The following is a 26,388-nucleotide window of genomic DNA, read 5'->3' as shown; positions in this document are numbered from 1 at the left end:
AGACGGTTGGCCTTTGCTGCTGGGTGGTTTTAGTCGATAATAGCAATTCTTGTTTGGTTAACGGAATCTTCACTTCTGATAATGAGCAGATAATTATCCGTTTTTACTTTTACATCCATGTCCCAAATGTGCTGTTGCTTGGCTTCACTGAATGTTGTTTTATAGACCATTTGTCCTGAAGAAGCTCGCACTAAACTCACTTCAATTGGTTTGGCACGCACCAAATCTACCGAGACCCTGAATTTCCCAAAACTGGGATTCGGCGAAACAACCACCTTACTGATGAGCTTGGTTTTGTCATAACCTAATTTAGGTTCAGTTTTATCAATGTCTTCGATTTTAAATACCTCAATATCATGCTTCACAAGGGTTATACAGTCGCCTAAAAAGGCCTGCATCTGCACCATATATTTACCATCATTGACAAAAGCAAACTTGATACGCTTGATATTTTCTTCTATCTTATCGGCTTCGGCTGGTAATGTCCAAATCACCTTATCGGGAATCGGTTTAGTGATGTCCATAGCCACCACTTCATCTCCCACAAAAACCTGCACTGGTAGCAAGAAATCAGCCTTTAAAGCTTTATCATTATTGACCAATTCATACGCTGCTTTGACTTCACAACCCGACGCATTTTTAACGGATACACTGTATTTACCCGCTACCGAAGTAGTCAAAGTCTGTTGGTCTTTGCTGAGTTGCGTATTATCTTGGGAAGTAAGGTCTTCCAGAGGAATCGCCGAGCCATTAAGGTACCACTGAATGGTTTGATTAGGATTGTTGGCATTGAGAACCAATTGTTGCCCCTTACATACTTCTTTTGGTAAATAAGAGCTAAAATCAATCGTATTAAGTGAAGTTGGCACAGGAACTTTGACAGAAGTATGCAATTGACAGCCATTGGCATCTTGCAAAAGAATGGTGTAAGTACCAGAAGTTAATTTGTCGAATATAATCGCATCAGTCATTGATGGATTCACCGTCAAAAATGTTTCATTAAATTGAGCCTTGTAAGGTGGGGTTCCTCCTTTCATCGAAAGCATAATAGCTCCATTGGCATCTCCAACACAGGCAGGAGTCACTATTTTCTCTTCCGTCGCACGCAAAGCACTTGGCCACTTCAATACTACACTTTTGATAGTGTCTTCGCATTGTTTGGCATCCAATACCTTGAAAGTATATTCGGCCTGCGTGAGTTTTTCAAAAACACCGGTTTGGTTCTTCAATACATTGTCCCGAACGAAAGTATACCCTCCATTACCCCCTATGGCCTTTACTTCGATAATACCATTAGCTTCACCCATACACAGCGGATTGGCTTGTTTAACTATACTCATAAGAAGCTTGTCGGGTTCTTTCAGGGTAATCTCACTTTTTTGGAAGCACTGGTTGGCATCTTTAACATAAATTGGATATGTGCCAGCTTTTAGATTTTGGAAGAGTGGTTTATCTTCATAGATTTTATTATCTAGCGAATAAATAAAACTGGGAGTTCCACCTGTAGTATTAATCAAAATAGAACCATTGGCTTCTCCAAAACAACGAATCAAATCTTGGTTGATGGGAAATAACTTCAACTCATTGGGTTGCTCGACTTCCACATTTTGGGTGTAAATACAGGCATTCTTATCCCGAATTGTCATTACATAATTCCCGGCAAAGAGGTGGGTAAATTCGCTTACTACTTGGAAAGCCTGATTATTCAAGGCATACTCGTAAGGTGTGGTTCCACCCGATACAACAGTATTAATTTTTCCCGTCTGGTCACCAAAACAGTCATTCGTCTTAACCGTAAAACTGGCCTTTAACAATTCAGGTTCTGACAAACTCGTACTAAGTAAAAACGTACAATTATTGGCATCTTTACCTGTCACATTATATGTACCCGCTTTGAGCCTTTCAAAGCTTGGTGAAGGCTGAAAATTGACATTATCCAAAGAATAACGATACGGTTGGGTTCCACCATTGATTCCTACTTCCAGTTTTCCTGTCTGGTTTTCAAAACAAGTCAAGTCGCTTTTAGACACTAAATTCAAAGACAAAGGAGCAGGTTGCTCGATAGATTGAGTGGTGGTTCTCACACAACCCTTGCTGTCTTTGACATACACCATGAATTCTCCTGCTGGAAAAGCAGTCAGGAGCGTGGCCGCTTGGTAGCTTTGATTGTCTCTGGAATATTGATAGGGACTCGTGCCACCCGTAGCTGCCAGCGTGATGGTGCCATCACTACTACCATTACAAAGAGCATTGCTGAAAGCCGCCACTGAAGGCACTAAAAGTGTCGGTTGCGTAATGGTGATAGAGGCCGACGTTTTCGTACAACCATTGGCATCTTTTACCCAGAACTGGTAAGTATTGGCCATTAGTCCATCAAAGACATTGTTGCTAACAAAGTTAGTGCCATCGATAGAAAAAGTATAAGGAAACGTTCCACCCGAACCAATCACTTGTCCTTTGCCGTCATTCCCTTCAAAACACGAAACATCTTGCAATACACTGGAGCTAGTACTTACCAACGTGGGTTGGGACACAGTTGCTTTTTGAGTAAAACTACACCCATTGTTATCTTTGACCGTTACAGTATAATTACCCGCTAGAAGATTGGTAAAATCACTGCCCGCTTGGTAGTTTGTTCCATCAAGGGAATATTGATACGGACTTACGCCACCCGTTCCGACAATACTGATTTTTCCCGTTTGGTCGCCATTACAAAGATTACTTTGCAACATAAGATTGGATTGCAAAAGACTTGGTTGACTCAAGGTGACGTGGATGCTGTCCAAACAGCCGATGCGGGTTTGGGCAGATATTTTGTAGGTTCCCACACCTAAACTACTAAAATTACCATTCGAGGAAAATCCACCATCATTAATTGCATAGTTGAATGGCCCCATATTATTATCACCAATGGCATTGATAAAACCATTATTGCCGCCAAAACAAGAGATATTCCCTAACGCCGATACTTTCAAATCTGCCCGGTTCTGCTCTTTGATTTCGACGCTAACCACACTTTTACAGGACAGGGGACTATCCTGAATTGTGATAGCATAAGTATTGGGCGATAAGTTATTGAAAATTCGATTATTCGAAAAACTACTACCATCAATGGCTAGGCTATACCCACCATTTCCGCCACTAATGTTGTCAATGCTCAGATTGGCCGTTGGGATTTGGCAACTGATGGGGTTAATGGTATAGGTAGCTTTGATACTATTGGGTAACTCTAAGTTCACCGCTTCGGTATACGCACACAAATCATCCGTTACGGTAATATAATAACTTCCATTAGCCAAGTTACTAAAAATATTGTTGCTTGAGGCGGAGGTTTGGCTGCTGATACGGTAGACATAATTTCCTTGCCCCCCTCTAACATTGTTAATTACGATACTACCATTGCCTGTCACACAATCAGTCGGTAGGATTTTGGTAACATCAAATCGAATGGGACTGCTTTTGGCAATAATTGTTACAGGAAAATCTTTTGAGCAGGAGTTTTGGTCACGGTAATTGATAATATAGTTCCCCATTTTAAGCTTATCGAAATAACCACTACTATTGGCGGCGGTAGCTAAATCATTGCCATTGAAGTCAGTTCCCGATAAACTATAAGTAAAAGCACCCACTCCACCCGAAGCTTCTACTTTGAAGAAGCCCGTGGCATAGCTAGCACAATCAACATCTTGTTTTTGAAGTAAAGAAATAGTGCTATTGCTTGGTTCGGTAAGCGTTACACCAATATTGGTTAAGCAATTATTGGCATCTTTGCCATAAATCGTATAACTTCCCGCGGCTAGGCCAGTAAAAGTACCCGAGGCTTGAAAGTCATTATTATCTTTGGAGAATTGATATGGAGTCGTTCCTCCAGCCATTGCCGCTTGGATACTACCCGTATTATTTGCGTAACAAGTCAGGTTAGACTGAGAGCTGATGCTCACTTGTAACGCTTGGGCAGGTTGTAGAATATCTACCGAAATAGGCTTTGTACAACCAACATTATCTTTAACGGTTAATACCGAGATTCCCGCCGAGAATCCATCAAAATCACCTGAGGTCTGAAAATTAGACCCATCCTTAGAAAAAGTATAGGGAGCCACCCCACCCGTGGCCGCAATAGTGACTGTACCATTATTGCCTCCAAAACAAGAAACTTCCTTTTTAGTACTGATACTTGGCGCAATTTCACTCGGTTGGGTCAGCGTCAAACTATTCGTGGTTTTGATACATCCATTAGCATCTTTTACCCAAAAGCTGTAATTACCAATGGCAAAAGAGAAATTAGCGTCGCTTTGGTAAGTCGTGCCATTGGCCGAATACGTGTAAGGGCTTGTACCACCACCCGCCAGTACATTGATGGTACCATCATTACCGCCAAAGCAGGTTACGTGTTTGGTAATACCCGATGTAGCCGTTAGTGCAGTGGGTTGATTGATAGTGACAGTTTGGCTATGCAAACAGCCTCGACTGTCTTTGGTTTGAATGTTATAGCTACCTGCAGATAAAGAAGTAAAGGTTCCAGAGCTAACAAAATTGATTCCATCTTGGCTATACTTATAGCTTGGTGTTCCCCCGCTTCCAACCGCCTCGATTTGTCCGGTTTGGTCGGCATTACAAAGATTATTAGTGATAGTAATGGTCGCCGAAACAAGACTTGGTTCGCTAACGGTAGTATTTATACTTACCTTACATAATTTGCTATCTTGAGCATAAATGGTATAATTATTGGCCGCTAAATTACTAAAAGTACCCGAGCTTTGGTAAGAATTATCATCTTTTGAAAAAGTGTATGGCCCCACTCCTCCAGTAGCATCAACCACAACCTGTCCCGAATAATCGCCATTACAAGTCAGATTCGTAACCACGGGGCTGCTAATCACAATGGCGGTGGGTTGCAAAATACTTGACGTGGTGGTTTGGATACAGCCTTTGGTATCTTTGATGGTAAAGGTATAATTCCCAGCCTTTAGCGCGGCAAACGTGGAATCTTCTTGGAAATTAACTCCATCTTTTGAGAATTGATAGGTCTTGGTTCCTCCGTTGGCTTTGAGTTTGATAACCCCAGTATTACCCTCGTTACAAACCACATCGGTTTTTGTATCGATGCCTACCGATAAAATGGAAGGTTGGCTAATGCTGCTTATCCCACTCTCTTTTACACAACCATTGGCATCTTTTACCCAAAACTTATAATTATTTACCTCTAGATTCTCAAACACATTCGTACTAACGTAATTGATACCATCTTTCGAAAATTGATAGGCGGGTGTTCCACCCGAAGTATTGAGGATAATCTTGCCATCGGAACCACCGAAACAACTGATGAGCTGAATATCGGCGTTAATGCTCAAATCGCTGGGCTGGGTAATAACCTGCGAAGCAACATTTACCATACACAAGTTATCTTTAACTTTCACGGTATAAGTATTGGCACTCAGCCCAGTAAAGACATTTCCTGCAACAAAGTTGGTGCCATCAATCGAATACTGCACTGCCCCTGCTGGATTACCCGCCGAGGTAATGGTGATGGAACCCGTATTGCCACCATAACATCCCACATTTTGGCTGGCACTTACCGAAGCACTAAGCGTACTATTTATTCCAATTGTTTCGTTTAAGGTTTTGGTACATCCTGCGGCATCTTTCAGCCAAAAGGTGTATGTTTCTGCTCCCAAATTTGAAAATGTATTAGCCGTTTGATAATTGGCATTATTGATACCGTACTGTAAAGTACCAATCCCCCCTGAACCGTCGAGAGTAACAGAACCATTGTTTTCGCTCACACAGTTCACATTATTTTTAGTAGACAAAGACAGGTTTAAAACTGGATTTTCTGAAATACCTACAATTTTAGTAGTTTCACACCCCGAAGCATCTCTGACTTTGATGCTGTAATTTCCTGCGCTGAGTCCGTCAAAAATATTGCTACTCTGAAATGCTCCATTATTTTTAGCGTACAAAAAAGCTGATTTTCCCCCATCGACATTCACAGTGATACTCCCCGTGCTACCGCCATTACAGGCTACATTAACTATATTTTCACTGACGCTCATATCATCAACAACATTAAACTGCTGACGGGTATTGAGTACGCCATCTACAATTACTCCTACCCATTGGCTACCCGAATTGCTGGGTTGCCAAGTAACACTCGTGCCATAAGGCAAAACTCCCCCATTGGAAAGGCTACCACTAGAAGATGTATAAATCACCGAACGTGCAACGGTCTTTTTCAAGACGTTGTCAATATAGAATTTGAAATTAGCTCCATCGTAAGTAATTTTAAATACAGATGCACTAAAATTCCCCATTTCAGTACTTTCAATGGTGCCATTATAAGTGTATTCTTTAATGTTGACGGTATTATTATCGCGCATTCGGAAACCGATGGCTCCCATCGTTACTTCTTGTACATCGAAGGGTAAAACACCATTGTGCTGGTATTCTAAACTAAAGGGACTGCGCCCTGAAAAGCTGGTATAACTGGAAAAAGCTACTCCACCATTATAGGTGATTGAGCCATTGCTGTTGACTGTATAACTAATAGGATCTCTCGACCCTTGTAAGTCTGCTCCGACCATGCCCCCATTTAAAGGACTGCCATTGATAAGAAATTTCCCAGAAGTGTAAGAAGCACCAAAGCTATTGGTACCCACATTGATGTAATATTTATGTAATCCGTGGGCATTGATATTGATAGGTTCACACTTACCCACAGAAACTGGACTGGACAATTGGCCATAAGGAGCCGATTCGTCAGTTGAACCAATACCATTGCCCGTGTAGCTATTGCCATTTGGAACTTCTACGTACACATAATCATCTTCGACCGTACGAGTAGCTGCTTCACTACCGCAGGCATCTCTGATTTCGAAGGTGTCACCAGGTTTAAGTTTACCAAAATCAAAATTGATTTTGCAAATACCATAGGCACAGAAGTCTTCGGTATAATCAACACCTCGTACCCATTTGATATTATTGACCCAAAACTGTATACCTTCGGCTTGGTAACACACTTGATTGAAGGCAGTGGTACCCGTGGCTGTGTATTTGATTGGAGGCAGGTAAAGCTTATTTTGGGCAAGTGTTTCAATTGTGCTTGCACCGAAGACTCCTACTATCAGTAAGAGCCAAAGAAGTGGTCGTAAAAACATAAACTTGTGTAAATTTATTTTATTCTTTTACGGCAATTTGTAAGTCCGTCTGAAATGAATATTGAATCGATTTTTTAGGGTCCGAGAGCGAGAAATGAATTTCATAATTTCCCACCTGAATGACATCGGGTAGTTCAATGCTCAAGGTCTTTTGGCTGTCATCATAGATACCATTTTGGATATATGTTTTGTATACTCCAACTAAATTCACTTGATAAAATCTCGCTTCTATGGCATCAAAATGGATAGTATGAAAAGTAATTTTCTCCGATTTTTTATAGAATGCTTGGGGCTGTACAATATCAGTTACAAAAGGTAAGCTAGGGTCATAAATGTAAATTAACCTTGCCAGTGTTGCACTGGCTTTTTTCTCCGAAGTATTAATTATTTTGACTGCATATTCACCGATTGTCACATTATTAGGAATGATAAAAGCTAATTTATCGGTCAGGGCCTTTGTCATAGCCAAAGTGTAGATTATATTTTTGTTCTGTAACTGACAAAGAAAACGGTATTGATTCGCATCTATATACTTTCCCTCTAACCACAAGGTATCGCCTTTACGTAAATTAGCATGGGAAATGGCGGTTAATTGAGGGCTGGGATACCCCACCCAGATGCTGCCATCCGAAATAACAGTCTGTTTTTTTACTGTAACTTTAATGTGATAAGAACCCGGATTTTGCTCAATGGCAGTTGTTAACCTGATTTGGGTTGAATCAATTAATTGGTGTTTAAGCAGGCTTTCTTTATTGTCCTTGTCTATCAAAAATGCTTGGATGTCCAAAGCAAATTTACCGAAGTTTTTTCCAACAATGTTTAAATCTTTACCCGCTTCTACGGTATCGGTTTTTATTTGAGTGATTTCAGGAGGGAGCTGGTTAGCCACTTTAACATTAACGGTATAGATTTTTCGGTTTTTCCCATTGAATAAAGTATAATAAACTGCCTGAGTGAAGTTCTGCGTTAGACCCGATGCAGGAACAATACTCACACCTGCCTCCAATCCGATCAGAGGTACCAAAGCACTAATGGAGGTTTGATAAGGGACTTCCACTGTAATGGTTTGAGTACTGGGGTCAATGGTTGTACTTAGGCTTTTAACACCTTCAAATCCAAAACTGATAATGCGAAGCGGGGTACTCGGTTCAGTGCTTGGGCTACAGGAGAATAAGAATAATAAACAGCAAAGTTGAGATAAATTGACGTAGTTCATTTTTATTTTACACTTTTCGCAAATTATTAAGAGACAAATATTTATTTTTTGGGTCTATTTTTTGATAGTACAATTCTTCAAAAAACAATAATTCTAGTTTGAATACACTAATTCTCAATTTTTCAATCGTTTTCATAGACTTACTTTGGATATTACTAGCTTTGCTTTCAGCTCACTTACAGAGATTGAGTGTCGGCATTTTCGTAAAGATTTACCTAAAGGCATATTTTGCTTTAATGACAAAGTACTCACTAGCAATCTGGAGGATATCCCATCCAAGTGCATAAGTTAATCTTATTTTCCACCTTTTAGTGGTAATTAATTAATAGCCAAAACAGAAGCGGTGGCCCCTAAACCTTATTAGAGCTAGTGGACTTTGCTTTATCTATCAGCAGAATCTCACCAACTCTACTCTTTTTCCGTGTTTGATAGCTGTGGCTTTAGGCATGAATCTGGGTTCTTGAATAACTTTCTAAACAATTATATGAATACAAACTTAATTCAATGACCGAAGTTTGCCAATGCTATTTCCGTTTAGTAAAGAAATAGGTCTATTTAAGAAAAGAGTCTGAGAGTGGTGCTAGACTATTGCTTCACAAGGAAGATTATTTTTAGTATCTCAGCATCATTTGCTGAGTTTGAATAGTGTTTAATTCGTAAACAGACAAAATCAGGTTTAAACAGTCCACTAGCCATAGGAAGAAAGAGCCGCCGACAAGAAATGACCAAAGAAGCTGAATGAAAAGTATTCTTGCTGAAACCTACTATTGAGCTACCCTCTTCACGGTTACACAAACAATAAACTACTTGTGTTGGCTATTTTCCATTCTGCTCACGACGAATCTTGTACGTTTGTATTATTCTTGTTCCAAAATTTTTATATCTCTTATTGCATCTTGAATACTATTAGGGTCAATGCCATTGTAGATACCTCTGATGTGTCGTTGCTTATCTATCAGAATGAAGTTTTCAGTATGCAGAAAAATATTATTATCTTTTTTTATTCCTTCATCTTCTTCCACAAAATAATATTTTCTACCCAAATCATAAATTTCATTTTTATCTCCTGTTAAAAGTTTCCATCGATTGAAAACCACTCCTTTTAAACGCGCATATTTCTCTAAAACATCAACACTGTCTTTATTGGGCGTAACACTGTGTGAAATCAAAAGTACATTATTATCGCTGAGAAACTCCTGCTGAATAACCGACATATTTTTGGTCATTTTGGGGCAAATTCCGGGACAAGAAGTAAAGAAAAAATCAACAATACAGATTTTGCCAGTAATATCCTTTTCTGTAAAGGCTTGATTTTGTTGGTTTATAAGCTTAAAAGGTCTGATTTGATGAAAATTATCGGGTACTTCATTTATCCATTTGGGTGTAAAATCGGGCGTATCATAAAATGGCAGTCTTTTTTCTTCTTTTTTACAAGAAGAAAAAAGAGAAATGGCCAATAAAAAAGCTATAATCTTCATTTTAACATTTTGCCGTTTTTTAATGTATAACACAAAGCAGATTTTTGAAGCCCATAACGAACACCATCTTTTATCTCATAATTGATAAACAGTTTTCCATTTTCACGCCATGCACGCTGCATACCTTCTTCATGGTCATCAACATAATTGAGTATTCTATACAATACCCCGCTTTCATACCACTCTTTCTGATACCCTACTCGTTTATCATTTAGGTAAAAATAATTGAATTTCGGCTTACCATTTTCCCAATATCCCAAGTGTATACCATAACTTAAATTTTCTTTATAACTTCTTATTGCTTGAAGTTTACCGTTTTCAAAATAAGTTTTGCTCACACCGTGCAATTTTCCATTTAAGTAAGAACCAATAAATTTAATAGTGCTATTGGGGTATCGTTCTTCAACAAAACCAGAAAAGGGTTTGTTTTGGTAGTAGCAAATGCCGTTTCTTAACTCTATTTTTAAAATATTTACAGTATCCGTCGAAATCTTTGAAATATCCACAGGTGAATAGTCAGCCATAGTTAAGGCCTCTTTATTGGTATTTTTACAATTGAAAAGCACCAATAAAGAACAAAAAACGATAAAAACTTTAATTAGTGAATGTCCCTTTAGTGCCATAGTAGCTTCCTGATTTCAATATATAATAACCAGTATTCAAGTAATTTATGTTACTTGTATGGTAGTGATAAATTCCATTAGGGAATTCAGCAGTTGCCCCCGTATGCCCGCCATAAGTATCTAAATTTGATGGATAAGAGCCATCTTTGTCTTTTCTGCCATAAAGCGGGAATCCATCACGAAGAAACCCGACCAAATTAGCATCATCTGTTGTGGTATTGACCCCTGTAACGTGATAATGATAAGCACCTGTTTGTTCAGGGTGAGCTCCTGAAGCATCTAAGGATGAAATCTTTCCTGCGTCTAACGCTGTATTTGGGCCTTCTTGGTCGTTAAAGATTGCTACGCCATTTAATGCCATACCGATAGCCCCCAAGCCTGTGGCTTCATGAGAACTTGCTGCGGTTGGTTGCGTAGGGATTGTCATCGAATAATTTTGAGCGACCATTTTATTAGGGTTGATGACATGGCCAGAAGGCATAGGTTCATACAACGCGTTTCCTACCCCCCAGTAAGGTGATTTGTGGTTATTGGGCCTGCCATCACTCTTGATAGTAATACTTGCCCCATTTACACTGATAGTTACACCTTTGTTTGTAAGAAACTTAGATTGAACAACGGAGGTAATGTCAGTATTGTTAGTAGATGTAGGGTTTAATATACTGTTATCTGTTGATTTGCAAGAGCTTACCAAAAAAGATGCAACCAACAGGCCCCAAAACGAAAGTTTTAACTCTAATTTTGACATTTTGTAATGAACGTTTAGTGAGAAAAAAATATCTTTACTGTTAGACGGTTTTTTCTTAAAAAGTTTTCTCTTTTTTTATTTTTTCCATATAATATGACTGTTTTGATAAATAACTAGTCATTATAGCATACTCATCATCGAAGTGCAATCAATACAATAGTGCATAATTGTTGAAGCATTAGCTACTTATTTTTTCTATAAATCTACATTAAATGTCTTTATAAAAAATAGTCCTGTGTTAAGGTTAAATTAATAGATAATTTAAGCAAACAATTAATATTATTATTCCCTAAAATCATTAAAGGAAATCCAACAACTTTTGCCCGTTTCAGTTAATAAATTGTCCAATACAGTAACCAACAATAATTTGAGAATAGTACCTACTCATACTTTTGCCCTAAAAAAGCAAAAAGTATGTTCAAAATCAATAGTATTTTTTTTTATTGTTTGTTATGTTATAACACAACATTCTCACAAAGTAAATTTACCATTAGTGGTACTATAAAAGATACCAAAACTGGTGAATCGATGATTGGAGCAACAGTTCGTATTAAAGAATTGACAAACGTTGGAGTCTCGTGCAATGAATACGGTTTCTACTCACTTACCATTCAACAGGGTAGCTACACTATCTTAGCAAGTATGATCGGTTATGAAACCAAAGAATCAAAAGTTGTACTTACCTCCAATCAAAAGATTAATTTTCAATTAGTTGAAGAATCTAGTATGCTCAACGAAGTAGTAGTAAAAGCAACTGCTGCCAACGAAAACGTGAGTAATCCTGCAATGGGTTTTGAAAAACTCAACATCAAAGAAATCAATCAAGTACCCGTACTACTTGGCGAGCGAGACCCTCTAAAAGTGATGCAGTTATTACCAGGCATAAAGTCGGCAGGTGAAGGGAACAGTGGATTTAATGTAAGAGGTGGCAATATAGACCAAAATTTAATCTTACTTGATGAGGCCCCTGTTTATAACGCTTCACACTTGTTAGGTTTTTTTAGCACATTTAATGCTGATGCCATTAAGGATTTAAGTATTTATAAAGGTAATAGTCCTGCCCAATATGGTGGCCGACTTTCTTCTGTTTTAGATATAAAAATGAATGATGGTAATAATCAAGACTTTCGTATGGGTGGTGGTATAGGACTCATAGCCAGTCACTTATCAATAGAAGGCCCTATTCAAAAAAATAAAAGCTCTTTCCTGATTACAGGAAGACGCACCTATGCCGATGCTTTCTTGAAATTATCAAACAACGAAAATCTTAACAAAAATACCCTTTATTTCTACGACCTCAACGTCAAACTGAACTATACTTTTTCAGATAAAGACCGCCTTTATTTATCAGGGTATTTTGGTAGAGATAAATTCGGTATCAATGATTTATTTGGCATTGATTGGGGAAATACTACTAGTACGCTTCGTTGGAATCATCTTTTTTCAGAGAAAATTTTTAGTAATACTTCTCTAATTTATAGTAAGTATAACTATCAAGTGAATGTGGCTAATGGCTCTAATCAATTTCAGTTAAGTTCAGATATTCAGAATATTAATCTAAAACAAGAGTTTAGTTTTTTTCCAAATCCTCAGAATTCTATTCGATTTGGTGCCAACGTCATTCATCATACGCTTACACCTCGTATACGACAATCGACTGCCGAAAACTCAAGTGTAAACACTACTACTGAACCTAATAAAACAGCTTATGAGTCGGCCATTTATGCTACAAACAAGTGGAACTCAACAGAAAAGTTTAACATCGAATATGGTCTACGGTTAAGTGCTTTTACTGTAATGGGAGGCAGTGATTTTTATGAATATGATGAACAAGGAAATTTGACAAATACGATAAAATATGGTTCAAATGAAATAGTAAAAACCTATTTTAAACTCGAACCACGTATTTCGGCAAGCTATTTATTAAATCCCTCCCTGTCTCTTAAAGTTGCTTACAGCCGTAATACACAGCATTTACATTTACTCAGTAGCTCAAATGCAGCTTCACCGACAGACCGCTGGTTAATGAATACTAACAATATAAAACCAGAAGTTGCCGACCAAATTTCTCTCGGATTATTTAAGAATTTAAAAAACAATGCTTATGAGTTTAGCTCTGAAATTTATTATAAATCCATGCAAAACCAGTTGGACTATAAAGATGGAGCGGATTTTATATTATCAGAAAATATTGAATCACAACTACTTTTTGGACGTGGAAGAGCATACGGTGCAGAGTTTTTATTAAAAAAGAAATCAGGCAGCCTTACGGGTTGGCTCGGTTATACTATCAGCCGAAGTGAACGACAAATTGATGGGATAAACAATGGTGAATGGTATGCCGCTAAACAAGACCGTACCCATGATATTTCGATAGTTAGTACTTATCAGTTTTCTAAAAAATGGTCAATTTCAGCTACTTGGGTCTATAATACTGGTAATGCTGTTACCTTTCCAACGGCTAAATACCGTATTGATGGTGGGATTGCGTTTTTATATTCCGAACGAAACGGCTATCGAATGCCCAACTATCACCGCCTTGATTTAGGTGCTACCGTAAACCTAAGTAAGAAAGTAAATCGAGAATCAAATCTTTCTTTTGGTTTTTATAATACTTATGGTAGGTCAAATCCTTATGTCTATAACTTCGGTCAAAGTATTGATAATCCAGATATTACTGAAGTAAGTCAAGTTACTCTTTTCAAATATGTACCTTACATTACCTATAATTTCAAATTTTAAAACAATGAATATTTTCAATAAATCAACTATTACTTCAATCAAGAGCATAGGAGTAATAATCCTTTTAGCTGTCAACTTAAGCTCGTGTATAGAAACTGTCGAACTCAACCTTAGAAGCATAGAACCACAATTGGTAATTGAGGGAAAAATAACCGACGATAGTACCCAAAATGAAGTCAAAATTACACTAACGCAAGATTTTCAGCAAAGAAATGAATTTCCACTAATCACTACTGCGCAAGTTAATATTACAGATGTAACAACAGGTGAAAATGAAGAATTAGATCTAAGTTTTTTAGAGGTATATCCTATCAAAAAACTTAGAGGGATTTCAGGACATACCTATAAATTGACAGTAAAATACAACGGAAAAACGTATGAGGCCACATCTACAATGCCTCAAAAAGTTGTCTTTCAAGCATTAAAGTATCAATCTATCTCCAGAATTGATACAAAAACCAAAATGGTAGTGATTTACAAAGATCCAAAAGATCAAATCAATTATTATCGTTGGGCAACAATCGGCAATGATGGTATAAGAAGTAGAGCCTTCTTTGTGAGAAACGACGTATTCAACAATGGCAATCAAGTTGAACAAGTAATTGATAGTGGGATTGATATTAATTCGGGTGATAAAATAAGCATTGAAATGCAGTGTATAGATAAGGCTACTTTCGAGTATTTTCTGACTCTTGTTAAACAACAAGGACAAGGGCTAAACAATGGAGCAGCTGGCTCAAACCCTCCTACTAATATCTCAGGGGGAGCTTTAGGATATTTTGGGGCATATACGGTAGAAACCAAAGCAATAACAATTCTATGAAAAGCTATTATTAGGACTAACATTATATTTTCTGTTTGGGCAATCCAAGATTGCCCAATAAAAGCCTTTTATATTTTATCAATAATAAATACCGAGCATACGGATAGTTTTTTTATTGGTACTGAATGAGCTGGTTATCTTGCTTTTTCTCTATAAATTAGTTAACATTCTCAAATTAAACAGTAGGTTCCATATTTCTCATTATATTTTGCAAGAAATTATAGCTGTAAACATGGCAAGCATTTGTTCGAAAATAAACTCATACAATAGAAATGCTTACGATATAATAATTAATCAATAATGGCACAAAAGATTTACATTCGTATTATATTACTCAGTTCCTCAAGTATTGCCTCAATTTACTTGGTATTGAGTATTATTAGAAATGACGACCATCAACTATTTAACCTTTTTATTGATTTTTTTAAAATATTTATCTTTTCAGTTTTTTTTTGGATACTTAATCTTCAAATATTTAGCTACACGAACAAACACTTTTCTCAACGTTCGGCCTATATCATCATTATTTTCAGTACAAGTTTTTTAGCTTATTTTGTCATGCTTTATTTATCTACTTACTTAAGTATTATAAATGAAGTTAAGGGGATAAAACCAAGTGGAATTGGTTTCAGGGGAGTAGTAGCCAATTTACTTATAATTACATTTTTATATTCAACAAATATTTTCAGCAAATACAAGGAAATAGAAGCCGAAAACGAAAAACTAAAACGAAATCAACTCGAAAATCAACTTCTTCAATTAAAAGCTCAATTAAACCCCCATTTTTTATTTAATTCACTCAATACGTTGAAAGCGATGGTCGAAGATAAGGATGAAAATAGTGTTGAGTACTTAATAAAGCTATCTGAAGTTTATCGGTATTTTTTAGAAAATTCTGATTCTAATTTAGCAAGCATTAAAGATGAACTAAATATTGCAAATGCTTATTTCTTTATGCTAAAAAATCGTTTTGAAGATAATATAAGTCTGGAAATTAGCTTATCAGATAATGATTATGAGCGAAAAATACCTTCAATGTCTATCCAACTACTCATTGAAAACGCTGTAAAACATAATGTTATTTCGAGGAGTAAACCACTTATCATAAAAGTATTTTCACAAAATAATTTTATAGTAATTCAAAATAATTATCAGCCAAAACGAAACACTGAACCCTCTACCAAAATAGGCTTAGAGAACCTCAATAATCGTTGTAAAATATTATTAAATAAAGATTTATTATTTGAAAAAACTGACTATTACTTTATTGTGAAATTACCATTACTATGAAAATTGTAATCATTGAAGACGAACCTAAAACAGCTAAGAATCTTGAAAAAATTTTAAATTCAATAGATTCGAAATTCAAGATTGTTGAAATAATTGATTCTGTAGAAATGGGTTTAGAATATTTTGATGAATCGGGATTTCCAGACCTTATTTTCTCGGATATTCAAATTGCCGATGGATTAAGTTTTGAAATTTTTTCTATAAAGTCCCCAACGTGCCCAATCATTTTTTGTACAGCATTTGACCAATATGCTTTGCAGGCTTTCCGAGTCAATGGAATTGACTATTTACTCAAACCATTTAGCCAAGCTGATGTACAAAGAGCCTTGCAGAAATATCAAAATCTGACCCAAAATTTTACAAAAAAAAGCTCATTTCAAGCTCTGCTTCAAGAATTACAAAAACCTAAAAAACAAAACATTCTGATTAATTATAGAGAAAAAATTATTCCACTAAATCTAAATTCCATTCCTTTCTTTTATTCAATTAATCATCAAACCATCATTTATTTTGAAGGGAAAGAACAAACTATTAACTATTCGCTTGATGAATTAGAGAATATACTTGACGGAAATGAATTTTATCGTGCAAACCGCCAGTTTATAGTTAATCGAATATTTATAAAAGAAATTGAGCATTACTTTGCACGTAAATTAATGATACTTTTAACACAAAAATCACCAGAGAATATTGTTGTTAGTAAAGCTAAAGCCAGTGATTTTTTGAGATGGATGGAAGAGGGATAACTTAATTAGATTAAAATCAATTTGAATTTTTAGGATTTTAAAGTTTGATTTGTCATTTTCTATTTTCTGTATAGGTTTAAAGGAATTTTATAAAGTTCGGCTAAGTCTTTTTGTATTTTGTAAATATTTCCATGGCTGTCCTATCTATTTTCAAATTTCCTTTTTACCCCCTACCCTACTCACCATTTTCAAAACATCAAATAGTTTATAAATTCCTTTAAAAATAATAGACTTATTTCGAAAATTATATTTCCAAACAAAATAAAAAATCAAGAAAATGGGTATAATCTTACCAATATTTATTATATTTGGGTAAAACTTAAAGATACTTTTTATGAGTAATCAGACCCAAATCCTGAAATTTATCAGACATAACCCTGCGCTATCAATTAGTACACTTGAAAAAGAAGCTGATATTCCACGACAAACTATCACAAGAGCTTTAAATGAAGGAAGAGCAATACCAGAAAAACATTTAGACCAGCTACTACCCATTCTTTCAAAATATGGTTACTCTCCTACTCTATACCAAAAAGCTCGGGTAATTTCAGTAGTTAATCATAAAGGAGGTGTCGGAAAAACTACTACAACCGTTTCGCTTGGCGAAGCATTAGCTAATAGAGGTTTCAAAGTACTATTAATAGATCTTGACCCACAAGGAAACTTGAGCCAAGTACTCGGTATAGATTTACCAGAAGTACAAGTAGCCGATGCTTTACTTGATAATGCTGCATTTCCGGTTGTACAAATAGATGAAAACCTCGACTTGGCTCCATCAGACATTGAGTTAGCAAACGTTGAAATGCGTTTTCATGAGCTAACAGGTGGCGAGTTCCGTCTAAAAAACCGTATGGCACATTTACTCGAAAATTACGACTATATCATCATTGATTGTCCACCTTCTCTCAATAAACTAACAATCTCAGCACTAACAGCATCTTCGAGTTGTTTGATTACGCTACTTCCTGAAATGTCGGCTGTTAAAGGTTTAAACTCAATCTGGGGAAAGATTTCAGAAGTACGTCGCGACCTCAATGCTACGCTTGTAATAGACGGAATTGTTTTTACGATGGTCAAACGAAATACGGTACATGATGGTATTAAGGCTCATGTGAAAGAAGAAGTAACTAATGTAAAAATTTTTGAATCTGAGATTAAGCACTTGATTGATTTTCAAAAATCGCAAATTGCTCAAAATGCAATTGCTAAATTTGCCGATGGTTCTGAGGCAGCGAAGTGCTACAAAGATTTCTGCGACGAATATATTGCCTATCTTCAAATTGTAAAATAATTCCAAATGAAAACAAATATTAAAGACATATTAGCTGCGAAGACTAAACAAGCATTATCGAGCAATATTTTACAGGCTGATAGCATCAAAAAAAATATTGTTATCATAGATGAACTTCGCAGTCTTATTCCACCACTTTCTACTGAAGAGTATATCCAATTAGAGAGCAATATTTTGACACACGGCTGTCAAACTCCGCTACAACTATGGCAAACGCCAAAGCAAAATTTAGGAATTGCAGCAAGTAGTTCTGATGAAATTGCATATGTTTTGATAGATGGCCATAATCGTTTCAAAATTTGTACTGACCATAATCTACCCTTCGAAATTTATCAACTGTCTTTTAATTCTATCAAGGATGCAAAAGATTATATGATTAATTTACAATTGGGCAGACGGAACCTCTCTCCTACTCAAATCGCATACTTTAGAGGCCTAAGATATAACAACGAGAAAGCAGATAAAACTGAAAATCTGTCGAAGGGACAAAATGTCCTTTCGGGAAAAAATAAAGAAGATTCTGATATTGACTCCCCGAAGGGACATTTTGTCCCTTCGGGGAGTTCGACTGCCGAAAGACTTGCCGAAGAATATAAAGTAAACCCTAAAACAATTAAACGAGACGCCGAATTTGCCAAAGGTCTTGAAAAATTACAACCCGATTTGAGAAACAAAATTCTGGATGGTAGCATAAAAATTGAGAAGATAGCCATCCAAGAAATCGGCAAAAATTATCATTCCGAAAATTTAATTAATGATATTACTGAAATAGAAAATTTCTCAGTTTCTATTTCAAAAACAAAAGATACTATTCCAATCAAAGAAAAGGTAGATGAGATTTCTGCTTTGCTAAAAAAATTCTCGAAAACTCAAAAAAAATCAGATTTAGAAGAACTTATCAAGACCGCAAATGAAACATTGAAAATATTAAAGTAGTACTCGAGGCTCTCTAATTTGAGGGCTTTTTTTTATTTGCAATATAAATTCAATAGGGTAGGGGCTCCTAAAATAAACCTCAACTATCTATAAGTAATCTTCTTGTTTTTAACACTCAATCTATGAGAACCTACATAAAGTTAAAGAGATACGATTTTTAACTATTACAAAAAACGGATTCAATAGAACTAGAACCTAGAGATAAAACCTTTTACATTCCGTAATTTGTAATAATTGTTTTTGATTTTAAACAATGGCACATTTAAAGGTTTATTTACTCCGTAATTTGTAATAATTGGTTAGTGATTTATTATCCAAGACCGAATTTAGGGCTACTCATTCCGTTTTTTGTAATAGTTAAAAATCAGTTTTGCTAACAAGACTTTAACTTTGTAGACCTTTTTAAATAATAAGAATCCAAAAATTTATAATAAAACAACAACTATATAGCAACTATTGTGTTTGATATGTTTAATATTCTTTTTTAAAGTTTATGTATTTTAGGTTAATGTAACTAGTTGATAATTAGTAGTTTATGTGATTTAATATTACAAAATACGGACTAAGTATTACGTTTTACGGACTATCTATTACAAATAACGGAAGTTTCTATTACAAAATACGGACTAAGTATTACGTTTTACGGACTATCTATTACAAATAACGGAAATATTATTTACTATTACATTTGGCGGAATAGCTATTGTAATATATATTTGTTAGATATAGTATATATAGCATGACAGAGATTACAAAGGCTCGCGGTATAAAATTTATTCGTAAATCTAACAACCTTGTGGAAGGTCGTTATCGATTTGATATATGGGAAATGAGAATTTTTGTAAAAATGCTCACCATGATACAGCCAAATGACGAAGACTTTAAAAGATACCGAATCTACCTTAAAGATATAATTTCTGAATTTGACTTAGAAAAAAACAATCGATCGTACGAAGAATTAAAAAGTGGTGCAGAGAAATTAGCAAGCCGTGAAATTAGAATTCCGATGCTATCTCCTCAGGGGGAAGCAATGGAATTGTTTACACACATAGCATCTGGGGTAAAGAGTTTCTTGGATAATCGGCAGGGAAAATATATTGAGATAGATTTTCACCCTGACATGAAGCCATATCTTTTACAACTTCAGAATAAATTTTTGATGTACGATGCCCGCAATGTTTTGAAGTTACCCAGCTCTTTTTCAATTAGAATCTATGAATTACTCAAGCAGTATGAAACGATTGGTAAAAGAAAATTAACTGTTGATGAATTAAAAGTGATGCTTGATATTGATGACAAGTACTCGCTGTATGCAAATCTGAAAAAAAGAGTAATACTAAAAGCACAACAAGACTTAGAAAAATATACCGACATAAAATTTACTTTTAATGAGGTAAAAAGAGGGAAATCTATTTACGAAATTATTTTCTTCATCTCGAAAAATGTTGACATCATCAACACAAGAGATGATACTAAAGAACTAGAAATACACCCAAGCGTCACAGAAGACGATTTAATAGTAAATGAGATTTTTAAAGTTGTTAAAAAATTCAAAGGAGCTAACAAATCTACAGTCGAAAAATGGGTAGAAAAATATCCGGTTGAGCATATACAGAGTCGTATCAATTTTGTTTTGAATCAAATAGAGAAAGGGAAGGATATTAGAAATCCGATGGGGCTCTTGCAAAAAATGATGGGAGAAACAAATCTTTTTGACCCAATTCAAGAAGAGAAGAATAATAAAGAAATTCAAAATCAAAAATTGAAAGATGAGCAGACTATCAAGCTATTGAAAATACAAAAAGAAGAAGAGTCAAAGCAAAATATTAAGCATCATGAAGATGCAAAGCATAAATTGATGGAATTTTTATTGAATGAAAATCCAGAACTTAATTTGATTTTTTTAGACGAATTCAGGCAGCTACGAGAAGAACCTAATCCACCTTTTATTGTCGAATTGGCCTTCAACCATTATGAAACAGATATTGAAGGAATTGATATTGGTAGCAAAGAAGAACTTCTATACAATTATAGATTAGGAGGGAGCTTTGCCGCATTCTTTTCAGATTGGTTCGAAAATCGTTTTGTGAATGAGTTTCAAAAGTTGAATCAAAAATTCGGGATGAAATAAACGAATAAAAAAGTCTTTATTAAAGCTCGATAAACATAAGTAGGAGGGGAGGGTTAGGTTTTTAATGATTGTAATTTGCAAAATAACAAAATAGAGACTTAATTATTTGTTCGGTCTGGAAATTATTGTTTTATACTTCAATTCGTAAATTATAGATTCGTTAATTAATAATAGGTATATGGGGCTGAGTTAAGAAGTGATTTTTATGTATTGATATTATATCGGTATTATTCCGTTTTAATTCTGAATTTTTATTTTTATATTTACACGACTAAATTACATATACAATGCCATCGTTAGATAGAAGCAAATATAAATACAACGCTAAGGTCTTTGAAAAAACTTGTTTGTACTGCGAAACCCCTTATTACGCTAACCGCTCAACTGCTAAATATTGTTCTTCAACTTGCCGAGGGTACGCTAATCAAGCTAAAACTCTTAATGATGCTGCCCCTTGGAATGAAGAGCAACGTACTGTTGACGCTTTGCTTTCTCAAGTAGCTTTTCTCAAAGGGCAGGTGCAACACTACATCAATGAAAATCAGGAGTTGAAAAGAATTATCACGGAACTAAAAAAGCCTTGACATATAACACAAGGGAGGCAATACCGGTATTGTTAGAGCTTTACTCCTAAGATAACCTTCCCAGTTTAGCATTACAAAAGAAAAAGAAAAACCACTCATCAGAATACTCAAATTAGCTAATGATTAGGCTAAAAAGAAGAAAATTGCCAATCAAACGATAACAAAAGATCAAGTAATTAGCTTATTGAAATCGAATGCAAACTTGATGGATGAAGAAGAAGATTTAACAGACTATATTAAATAGTCTTAACTGGAATAGCGGGCAAGATGTAAACATCCTAAACAAAGTCTACAAAGTATTTAAGATTGAAAAACCGAAAAAGAATAGCTACCATTACAGATAAACACGACCTACAAACGGCACCAAATGAAGAAAGAAATTAAAATACAACCTGATACTTCTTTTTATACCGAAATAAGCGATTTATTAAAGCAGGCAAGAAGTAAATCTTATCAGGCCATAAATACCATTATGATACAAACCTATTGGCAAATAGGGAAACGTATCGTTGAGCAAGAACAACAAGGAAAAAGTAGAGCCGGTTATGGCGACCACCTCATTACAAATCTTTCTCGACACCTTTCTGATAGCTTTGGCAAAGGGTTTTCGGAGGCTAACTTGTGGAATATGAAGCAATTTTATCAGATATTTCCAAATTATGAACAATTCTCTACGCAGCGCGTAGAGAATCTGACTTGGACAAATATTCGGCTGATTATGCGGCTCTCAGACCCCAACGAACGGAACTATTATATAGAGGAAGCCTCTACTCAGAATTGGAGTTCACGTTTATTGGAGCGAAACATCAAAAGCGGCTACTATCATCGCTTGCTTTCCACACAGCAGGATAAGACAAAATCAGAAAGTCAAAAGTATCAGCTTTCTGACTTCATAAAAGACCCTTACATTGCCGAGTTCTTGAATATACCCGAAGATGTAACAGTGAAAGAGTCGGTTCTGGAAAAAGCATTAATAAATAACCTGCAAAAATTTTTACTCGAATTGGGCAAAGGTTTTTCGTTTGTTGACCGACAAATGCGTATCAGCACCGAAACTTCTCATTTTTACATTGACTTAGTATTTTATAACTATTTACTCAAATGTTTTGTAGTGATTGATTTGAAAACTACGAAACTTAGCCACGGAGATATAGGGCAAATGGATATGTATGTGAGGATGTTTGATGCCCTAAAAAAAGGAGATGACGACAACCCCACAATCGGGATTATTCTTTGTGCAGAAAAAGATGAAACCATAGTAAAATATTCGGTTTTGCAAGAAAACAAACAACTATTTGCTTCTAAGTACAAAACCGTATTACCTACCGAGGAAGAACTGGCAGATATGATTGCCAGCCGAAACCGAAAACTCATTGAAACTACCTCAACCAAAGGTGAATAAATAAAATAAATTTACCTGTAGTGTATTTAGATATAAAAAACTAAGAGCTGTTTAAATTTTGAAGAATGGGCACCAGTTGCTTAGGGTTTCCTTGATAATTGATTCAAAAAGATGGGCTATATGGAAAATACGGTATGTAAAAGATTGGATTTTCTACTTACAGGGATTGAAGTCTTTGTTTTATACAACTTTCGATAAAATTTGAGAGATTTTAAGGTCAATGGATTTGTATAGATAATCCACAAGCTTCCCCAATTAATTTTAGCTCTACATATCAATGCTTTAAGCGGCACATATCACCAGTGTACATCTTTCTTTAGTTTATAAAAAATTACACTCACTATATCGACTAGCTCATGTTGACATTCAACTCGTTTGCCCACACTTAAATAAGACACTATGTATTTTTATGCTATCTTAGCTAGGATTCGTATCATTAAAAGTAAGGTAAGAGCGTTACAAAAACTTTAATTTTATGAGTCCTTTTTTTATCTACTTTAAATCCGTTCAGTTTAAAAAAAAAGTCATCAATTATTGTTTGCAAAGTTTTTTAATCTTTACTTTGCTGCATCAAAATAGATACACCTCTTTTATGATTTTTTTTCTGTTTGTTACTTAATTTGTAACCTGTAAATATTTTAAAGCTGATGTTTGTGACTATTCTTATCATTTAGCTATTTTTCTAGCATGACACTTCCATTTTTTGAATTTGAAAACTTTTAAAGTAAAAATCTAAGCTAATTCAAACTAGAATTTTAATTTTGGTACTAGTCACTCAACAAAAGGTGGAATTTTAAAAAAAGTTTTTTAAAATTCTCCAACTGATTTTACCAAGGAAAGCCTTCAAAAATACAAAAAACTTGTCAAGTAAATTGCAATAAAAAAGTATAAGTCTAGAAAGTTCATTTATTTATTGCAAAGTTTGATTTTTCTTAAATTCGACTCTTTTATTCGCTGTGATTATCGGTTGCAACTACTTGCACTTATGTTATCTCCAATAGAGTTGAAGTATGTGTTTCATGAAGAATTGTAAAATGTAATTTTTATGTAATCAAGACATTGAAAATAGCTGATAAGCTCGTCAGCGAATTGAAATGCCTGACTTTACATAAGCATTCATTTAAGTAGCTTATCTGTATCCTGAGCTATGCGTAAGGATAAGTACTTAACTATCAGTTACTTCTGATTAAAATTAAATTGTCGGTATGAAAATATAAAAGGCTTAAGATTTACGAAGGTAAACCTTATAGTTTGCTCTATTACTACCAATTATTCAAGCTCATTAATTATCTGATGAAACACCTTTTATTTCTTCTTGTCTTAGTTAGCTCAATTTCCTACGCTCAGGTATACCAACCTGTTACGTATCATTTTAATGGTACTCCAACAAATGGTGTAAAAATAAAGACAAATATCCCATTTACTCCCAGCAGCCACATGCCCACAATCATTATTGAAGGCTATAATTATGGAACAAGCGATGCAATAGGCATAATGGTTAACTATTATTTATATAGTGCAACCCCTACTGACACGGCAACCTATTACTTTGTTAAACATAATGCTACTTCTTACGGTGGGTATACACCTGTCATTAAACTAGCCAAAGAAAATAATAAGATTGTAATTTATATAGACTCCAGAGACTATTTCATCCGATTCATGGTCAGAGTTTTTTCTAAAGGACTGGCAGAACAGGCAAGTTGGTTTGAAGGCTGGACCGTAGTAGATGAAGCCTTGACAGGCACTGCACAAGTGACTGTGCCATATAGAAACCGATTTAAAAATGAAGTTTTAATTGATGGGAGAGCCAGCGTAAAAAGTGGCTCTTTGGGGGGAATCGGGTTTACAAACACTGCTAATAATTATGTAAATAGTATTGGCTCTATTACTGGTTCAGACAGCACTCAGGCCCATTTAGTTTTCAGAACAGGGACAGCAAACGCAAGCATGAATAGCTTGTCAGAAAGAATGAGAATAGACAAAGATGGTAATGTAGGAATCGGAACCACTGCACCTACTTCAAAACTTGATGTGAATGGTATATTAACCCTGAGTTCAGCTTCAACTTCAGTAAATTCAATTTCCCCTGCCGTGAGTGTCAATGGTACTGCCCGTACAATGCGTTTTGGTTATAATTCATCTATAACGAATGAAGGATTTCAGTTCTACAATTCCAATACTGCAACTAATCTGATGATGATTCAAGGGGGTGGAAACGTGGGAATAGGAACGTCAGCACCAGCTAACAAACTTGATGTATACGGAACCACCCAAATGTCATTTGATGCTTCAAATCTTACAACATTTACTCCAATGTCAAACGGTAATCTCTATATAAAACCATCAGGTGGTGGAGTATATCTCAACAATACGGCTGTAACCAACTATCTCTTTGCATACGATGGGACAAATAATCGTTATTCATATTTAAGTGGAGTGGGGGTTGCGGTGCTTGATGCAGGTACATTTAAGGCTTATTTTCCATATATCGGCAGTAGTTATGTTAACAATGGGGGTAACTTTGGTATCGGCACAAATAACCCTTCAACCAAAATGCATGTAACGCTGAATACAACAACGGGCGCATCTGTGCAAACCATTGAAACCATTGGTACAGGAGGAAGACCATTTATAAAGTTTAGAGCTGAAAATGCTGACTATGGTGTGATAGGATATACAAGTACGGCATCTGGCGATTTTATGAATATTTTTAATACCAGAAATGCTGCTTTACAATTTGGCACAAATAACACTAGCAGAATGATTATTGATGCTAATGGAGGAGTAGGAATTAGCACTTCTACTATACCCACCGATTATAAACTAGCCGTAGCCGGAAATATAATAGCCGAAAAAGTAAAGGTAAAAAAACAGGTAAATGGTGCTTGGCCAGACTATGTCTTTAGCCCTACGTATAAACTGCCTAGTCTTGAAGAAATAGAACAATTTACAAAGAAAAACAATCACTTACCCGAAATCCCCTCCGCCAGAGAAATTGAAAACGAAGGCCAAGATTTAGGTGAAATGAATCGACTGCTCTTAAAGAAAGTAGAGGAATTAACGCTGTATATGATAGAGCAGAATAAAAATATAATTCAGCAAAATAAAGAAATAAAAGAGCTGAAATTAAAAGTAGAGCAACTGGAGAAAAAATAAGTTACATAGTATAGGCAAAGTAAGGCTTTTTTGTTATATCCGGTTTTATCAAGTTAGAAACTTGA

General features: G+C 35.5%; 15 protein-coding genes. 10 read left to right on the top strand and 5 right to left on the bottom strand.

Annotated elements, in window-relative coordinates; translation table 11 throughout:
- Nucleotides 1–29: 29 nt before the first annotated feature.
- From WAA15_RS22855 to WAA15_RS22835, 5 genes are all read right to left on the bottom strand, one after another.
- Nucleotides 30–7,154, bottom strand: coding sequence for a hypothetical protein (locus WAA15_RS22855; protein WP_337045172.1), 7,125 nt, complete (start codon nt 7,152–7,154; stop codon nt 30–32).
- A gap of 19 nt (nt 7,155–7,173) precedes the next feature.
- Nucleotides 7,174–8,370 (bottom strand): hypothetical protein, encoded by a 1,197-nt coding sequence (locus WAA15_RS22850; protein WP_337045171.1) that lies wholly within the window; start codon nt 8,368–8,370, stop codon nt 7,174–7,176.
- Between the two features lie 857 nt (nt 8,371–9,227).
- Nucleotides 9,228–9,881, bottom strand: coding sequence for an SCO family protein (locus WAA15_RS22845; protein ID WP_337045170.1), 654 nt, complete (start codon nt 9,879–9,881; stop codon nt 9,228–9,230).
- Nucleotides 9,845–10,471, bottom strand: a complete 627-nt coding sequence (locus WAA15_RS22840) for a toxin-antitoxin system YwqK family antitoxin (RefSeq protein ID WP_337045169.1) — start codon at nt 10,469–10,471, stop codon at nt 9,845–9,847. The genes WAA15_RS22845 and WAA15_RS22840 overlap by 37 nt, the downstream gene beginning before the upstream one ends.
- On the bottom strand, nt 10,443–11,219 hold the full coding sequence (locus WAA15_RS22835) for a YHYH protein (protein WP_337045168.1): 777 nt from the start codon (nt 11,217–11,219) through the stop codon (nt 10,443–10,445). Before WAA15_RS22835 ends, WAA15_RS22840 begins: the two co-directional genes overlap by 29 nt.
- Nucleotides 11,220–11,633: 414 nt before the next feature.
- Here WAA15_RS22835 and WAA15_RS22830 point away from each other — a divergent pair, with 414 nt between their 5' ends.
- From WAA15_RS22830 to WAA15_RS22785, 10 genes are all read left to right on the top strand, one after another.
- A complete protein-coding gene (locus tag WAA15_RS22830; protein WP_337045167.1) occupies nt 11,634–13,961 on the top strand; it encodes a TonB-dependent receptor in 2,328 nt (775 codons plus the stop codon).
- 4 nt (nt 13,962–13,965) lie between these two features.
- On the top strand, nt 13,966–14,784 hold the full coding sequence (locus WAA15_RS22825; protein ID WP_337045166.1) for a DUF4249 domain-containing protein: 819 nt from the start codon (nt 13,966–13,968) through the stop codon (nt 14,782–14,784).
- A gap of 300 nt (nt 14,785–15,084) precedes the next feature.
- The gene (locus WAA15_RS22820; protein WP_337045165.1) at nt 15,085–16,074 is read left to right on the top strand and encodes a sensor histidine kinase; all 990 of its coding nucleotides are present in this window, start codon (nt 15,085–15,087) and stop codon (nt 16,072–16,074) included.
- Nucleotides 16,071–16,820: a LytR/AlgR family response regulator transcription factor gene (locus tag WAA15_RS22815; protein WP_337045164.1), complete on the top strand. Its 750-nt coding sequence runs from the start codon at nt 16,071–16,073 to the stop codon at nt 16,818–16,820. The genes WAA15_RS22820 and WAA15_RS22815 overlap by 4 nt, the downstream gene beginning before the upstream one ends.
- Before the next feature lie 334 nt (nt 16,821–17,154).
- A complete protein-coding gene (locus tag WAA15_RS22810; RefSeq protein WP_337045163.1) occupies nt 17,155–18,111 on the top strand; it encodes an AAA family ATPase in 957 nt (318 codons plus the stop codon).
- Between the two features lie 6 nt (nt 18,112–18,117).
- Complete coding sequence (locus WAA15_RS22805; RefSeq protein WP_337045162.1) at nt 18,118–19,047, top strand: hypothetical protein; 930 nt, start codon at nt 18,118–18,120, stop codon at nt 19,045–19,047.
- Between the two features lie 739 nt (nt 19,048–19,786).
- Nucleotides 19,787–21,178: a replication initiation protein gene (locus tag WAA15_RS22800; protein WP_337045161.1), complete on the top strand. Its 1,392-nt coding sequence runs from the start codon at nt 19,787–19,789 to the stop codon at nt 21,176–21,178.
- 287 nt (nt 21,179–21,465) lie between these two features.
- Entirely contained in the window at nt 21,466–21,762 is a 297-nt protein-coding gene (locus tag WAA15_RS22795; RefSeq protein ID WP_337045160.1) for a hypothetical protein, read from the top strand.
- Between the two features lie 367 nt (nt 21,763–22,129).
- The gene (locus WAA15_RS22790) at nt 22,130–23,164 is read left to right on the top strand and encodes a PDDEXK nuclease domain-containing protein (protein ID WP_337045159.1); all 1,035 of its coding nucleotides are present in this window, start codon (nt 22,130–22,132) and stop codon (nt 23,162–23,164) included.
- A 1,293-nt stretch (nt 23,165–24,457) separates the two neighbouring features.
- Nucleotides 24,458–26,323: a hypothetical protein gene (locus tag WAA15_RS22785; protein ID WP_337045158.1), complete on the top strand. Its 1,866-nt coding sequence runs from the start codon at nt 24,458–24,460 to the stop codon at nt 26,321–26,323.
- The last annotated feature ends 65 nt before the right edge of the window (nt 26,324–26,388 follow it).

This window comes from Emticicia sp. 17c (assembly GCF_037153985.1).
Taxonomy (GTDB): Bacteria; Bacteroidota; Bacteroidia; order Cytophagales; family Spirosomataceae; genus Emticicia.
The sequence above is the reverse complement of the archived record's forward strand: the minus strand, read 5'-3'. Positions and strand labels throughout refer to the sequence as shown.

What these genes read in the sequence shown, in the direction of transcription:
- WAA15_RS22855 (WP_337045172.1), bottom strand. Translation starts at nt 7,154, where the DNA reads ATGTTTTTACGACCACTTCTTTGGCTCTTACTGATAGTAGGAGTCTTC.
- WAA15_RS22850 (WP_337045171.1), bottom strand. Translation starts at nt 8,370, where the DNA reads ATGAACTACGTCAATTTATCTCAACTTTGCTGTTTATTATTCTTATTC.
- WAA15_RS22840 (WP_337045169.1), bottom strand. Translation starts at nt 10,471, where the DNA reads ATGGCACTAAAGGGACATTCACTAATTAAAGTTTTTATCGTTTTTTGT.
- WAA15_RS22835 (WP_337045168.1), bottom strand. Translation starts at nt 11,219, where the DNA reads ATGTCAAAATTAGAGTTAAAACTTTCGTTTTGGGGCCTGTTGGTTGCA.
- WAA15_RS22830 (WP_337045167.1), top strand. Translation starts at nt 11,634, where the DNA reads ATGTTCAAAATCAATAGTATTTTTTTTTATTGTTTGTTATGTTATAAC.
- WAA15_RS22825 (WP_337045166.1), top strand. Translation starts at nt 13,966, where the DNA reads ATGAATATTTTCAATAAATCAACTATTACTTCAATCAAGAGCATAGGA.
- WAA15_RS22820 (WP_337045165.1), top strand. Translation starts at nt 15,085, where the DNA reads ATGGCACAAAAGATTTACATTCGTATTATATTACTCAGTTCCTCAAGT.
- WAA15_RS22815 (WP_337045164.1), top strand. Translation starts at nt 16,071, where the DNA reads ATGAAAATTGTAATCATTGAAGACGAACCTAAAACAGCTAAGAATCTT.
- WAA15_RS22810 (WP_337045163.1), top strand. Translation starts at nt 17,155, where the DNA reads ATGAGTAATCAGACCCAAATCCTGAAATTTATCAGACATAACCCTGCG.
- WAA15_RS22805 (WP_337045162.1), top strand. Translation starts at nt 18,118, where the DNA reads ATGAAAACAAATATTAAAGACATATTAGCTGCGAAGACTAAACAAGCA.
- WAA15_RS22800 (WP_337045161.1), top strand. Translation starts at nt 19,787, where the DNA reads ATGACAGAGATTACAAAGGCTCGCGGTATAAAATTTATTCGTAAATCT.
- WAA15_RS22795 (WP_337045160.1), top strand. Translation starts at nt 21,466, where the DNA reads ATGCCATCGTTAGATAGAAGCAAATATAAATACAACGCTAAGGTCTTT.
- WAA15_RS22790 (WP_337045159.1), top strand. Translation starts at nt 22,130, where the DNA reads ATGAAGAAAGAAATTAAAATACAACCTGATACTTCTTTTTATACCGAA.
- WAA15_RS22785 (WP_337045158.1), top strand. Translation starts at nt 24,458, where the DNA reads ATGAAACACCTTTTATTTCTTCTTGTCTTAGTTAGCTCAATTTCCTAC.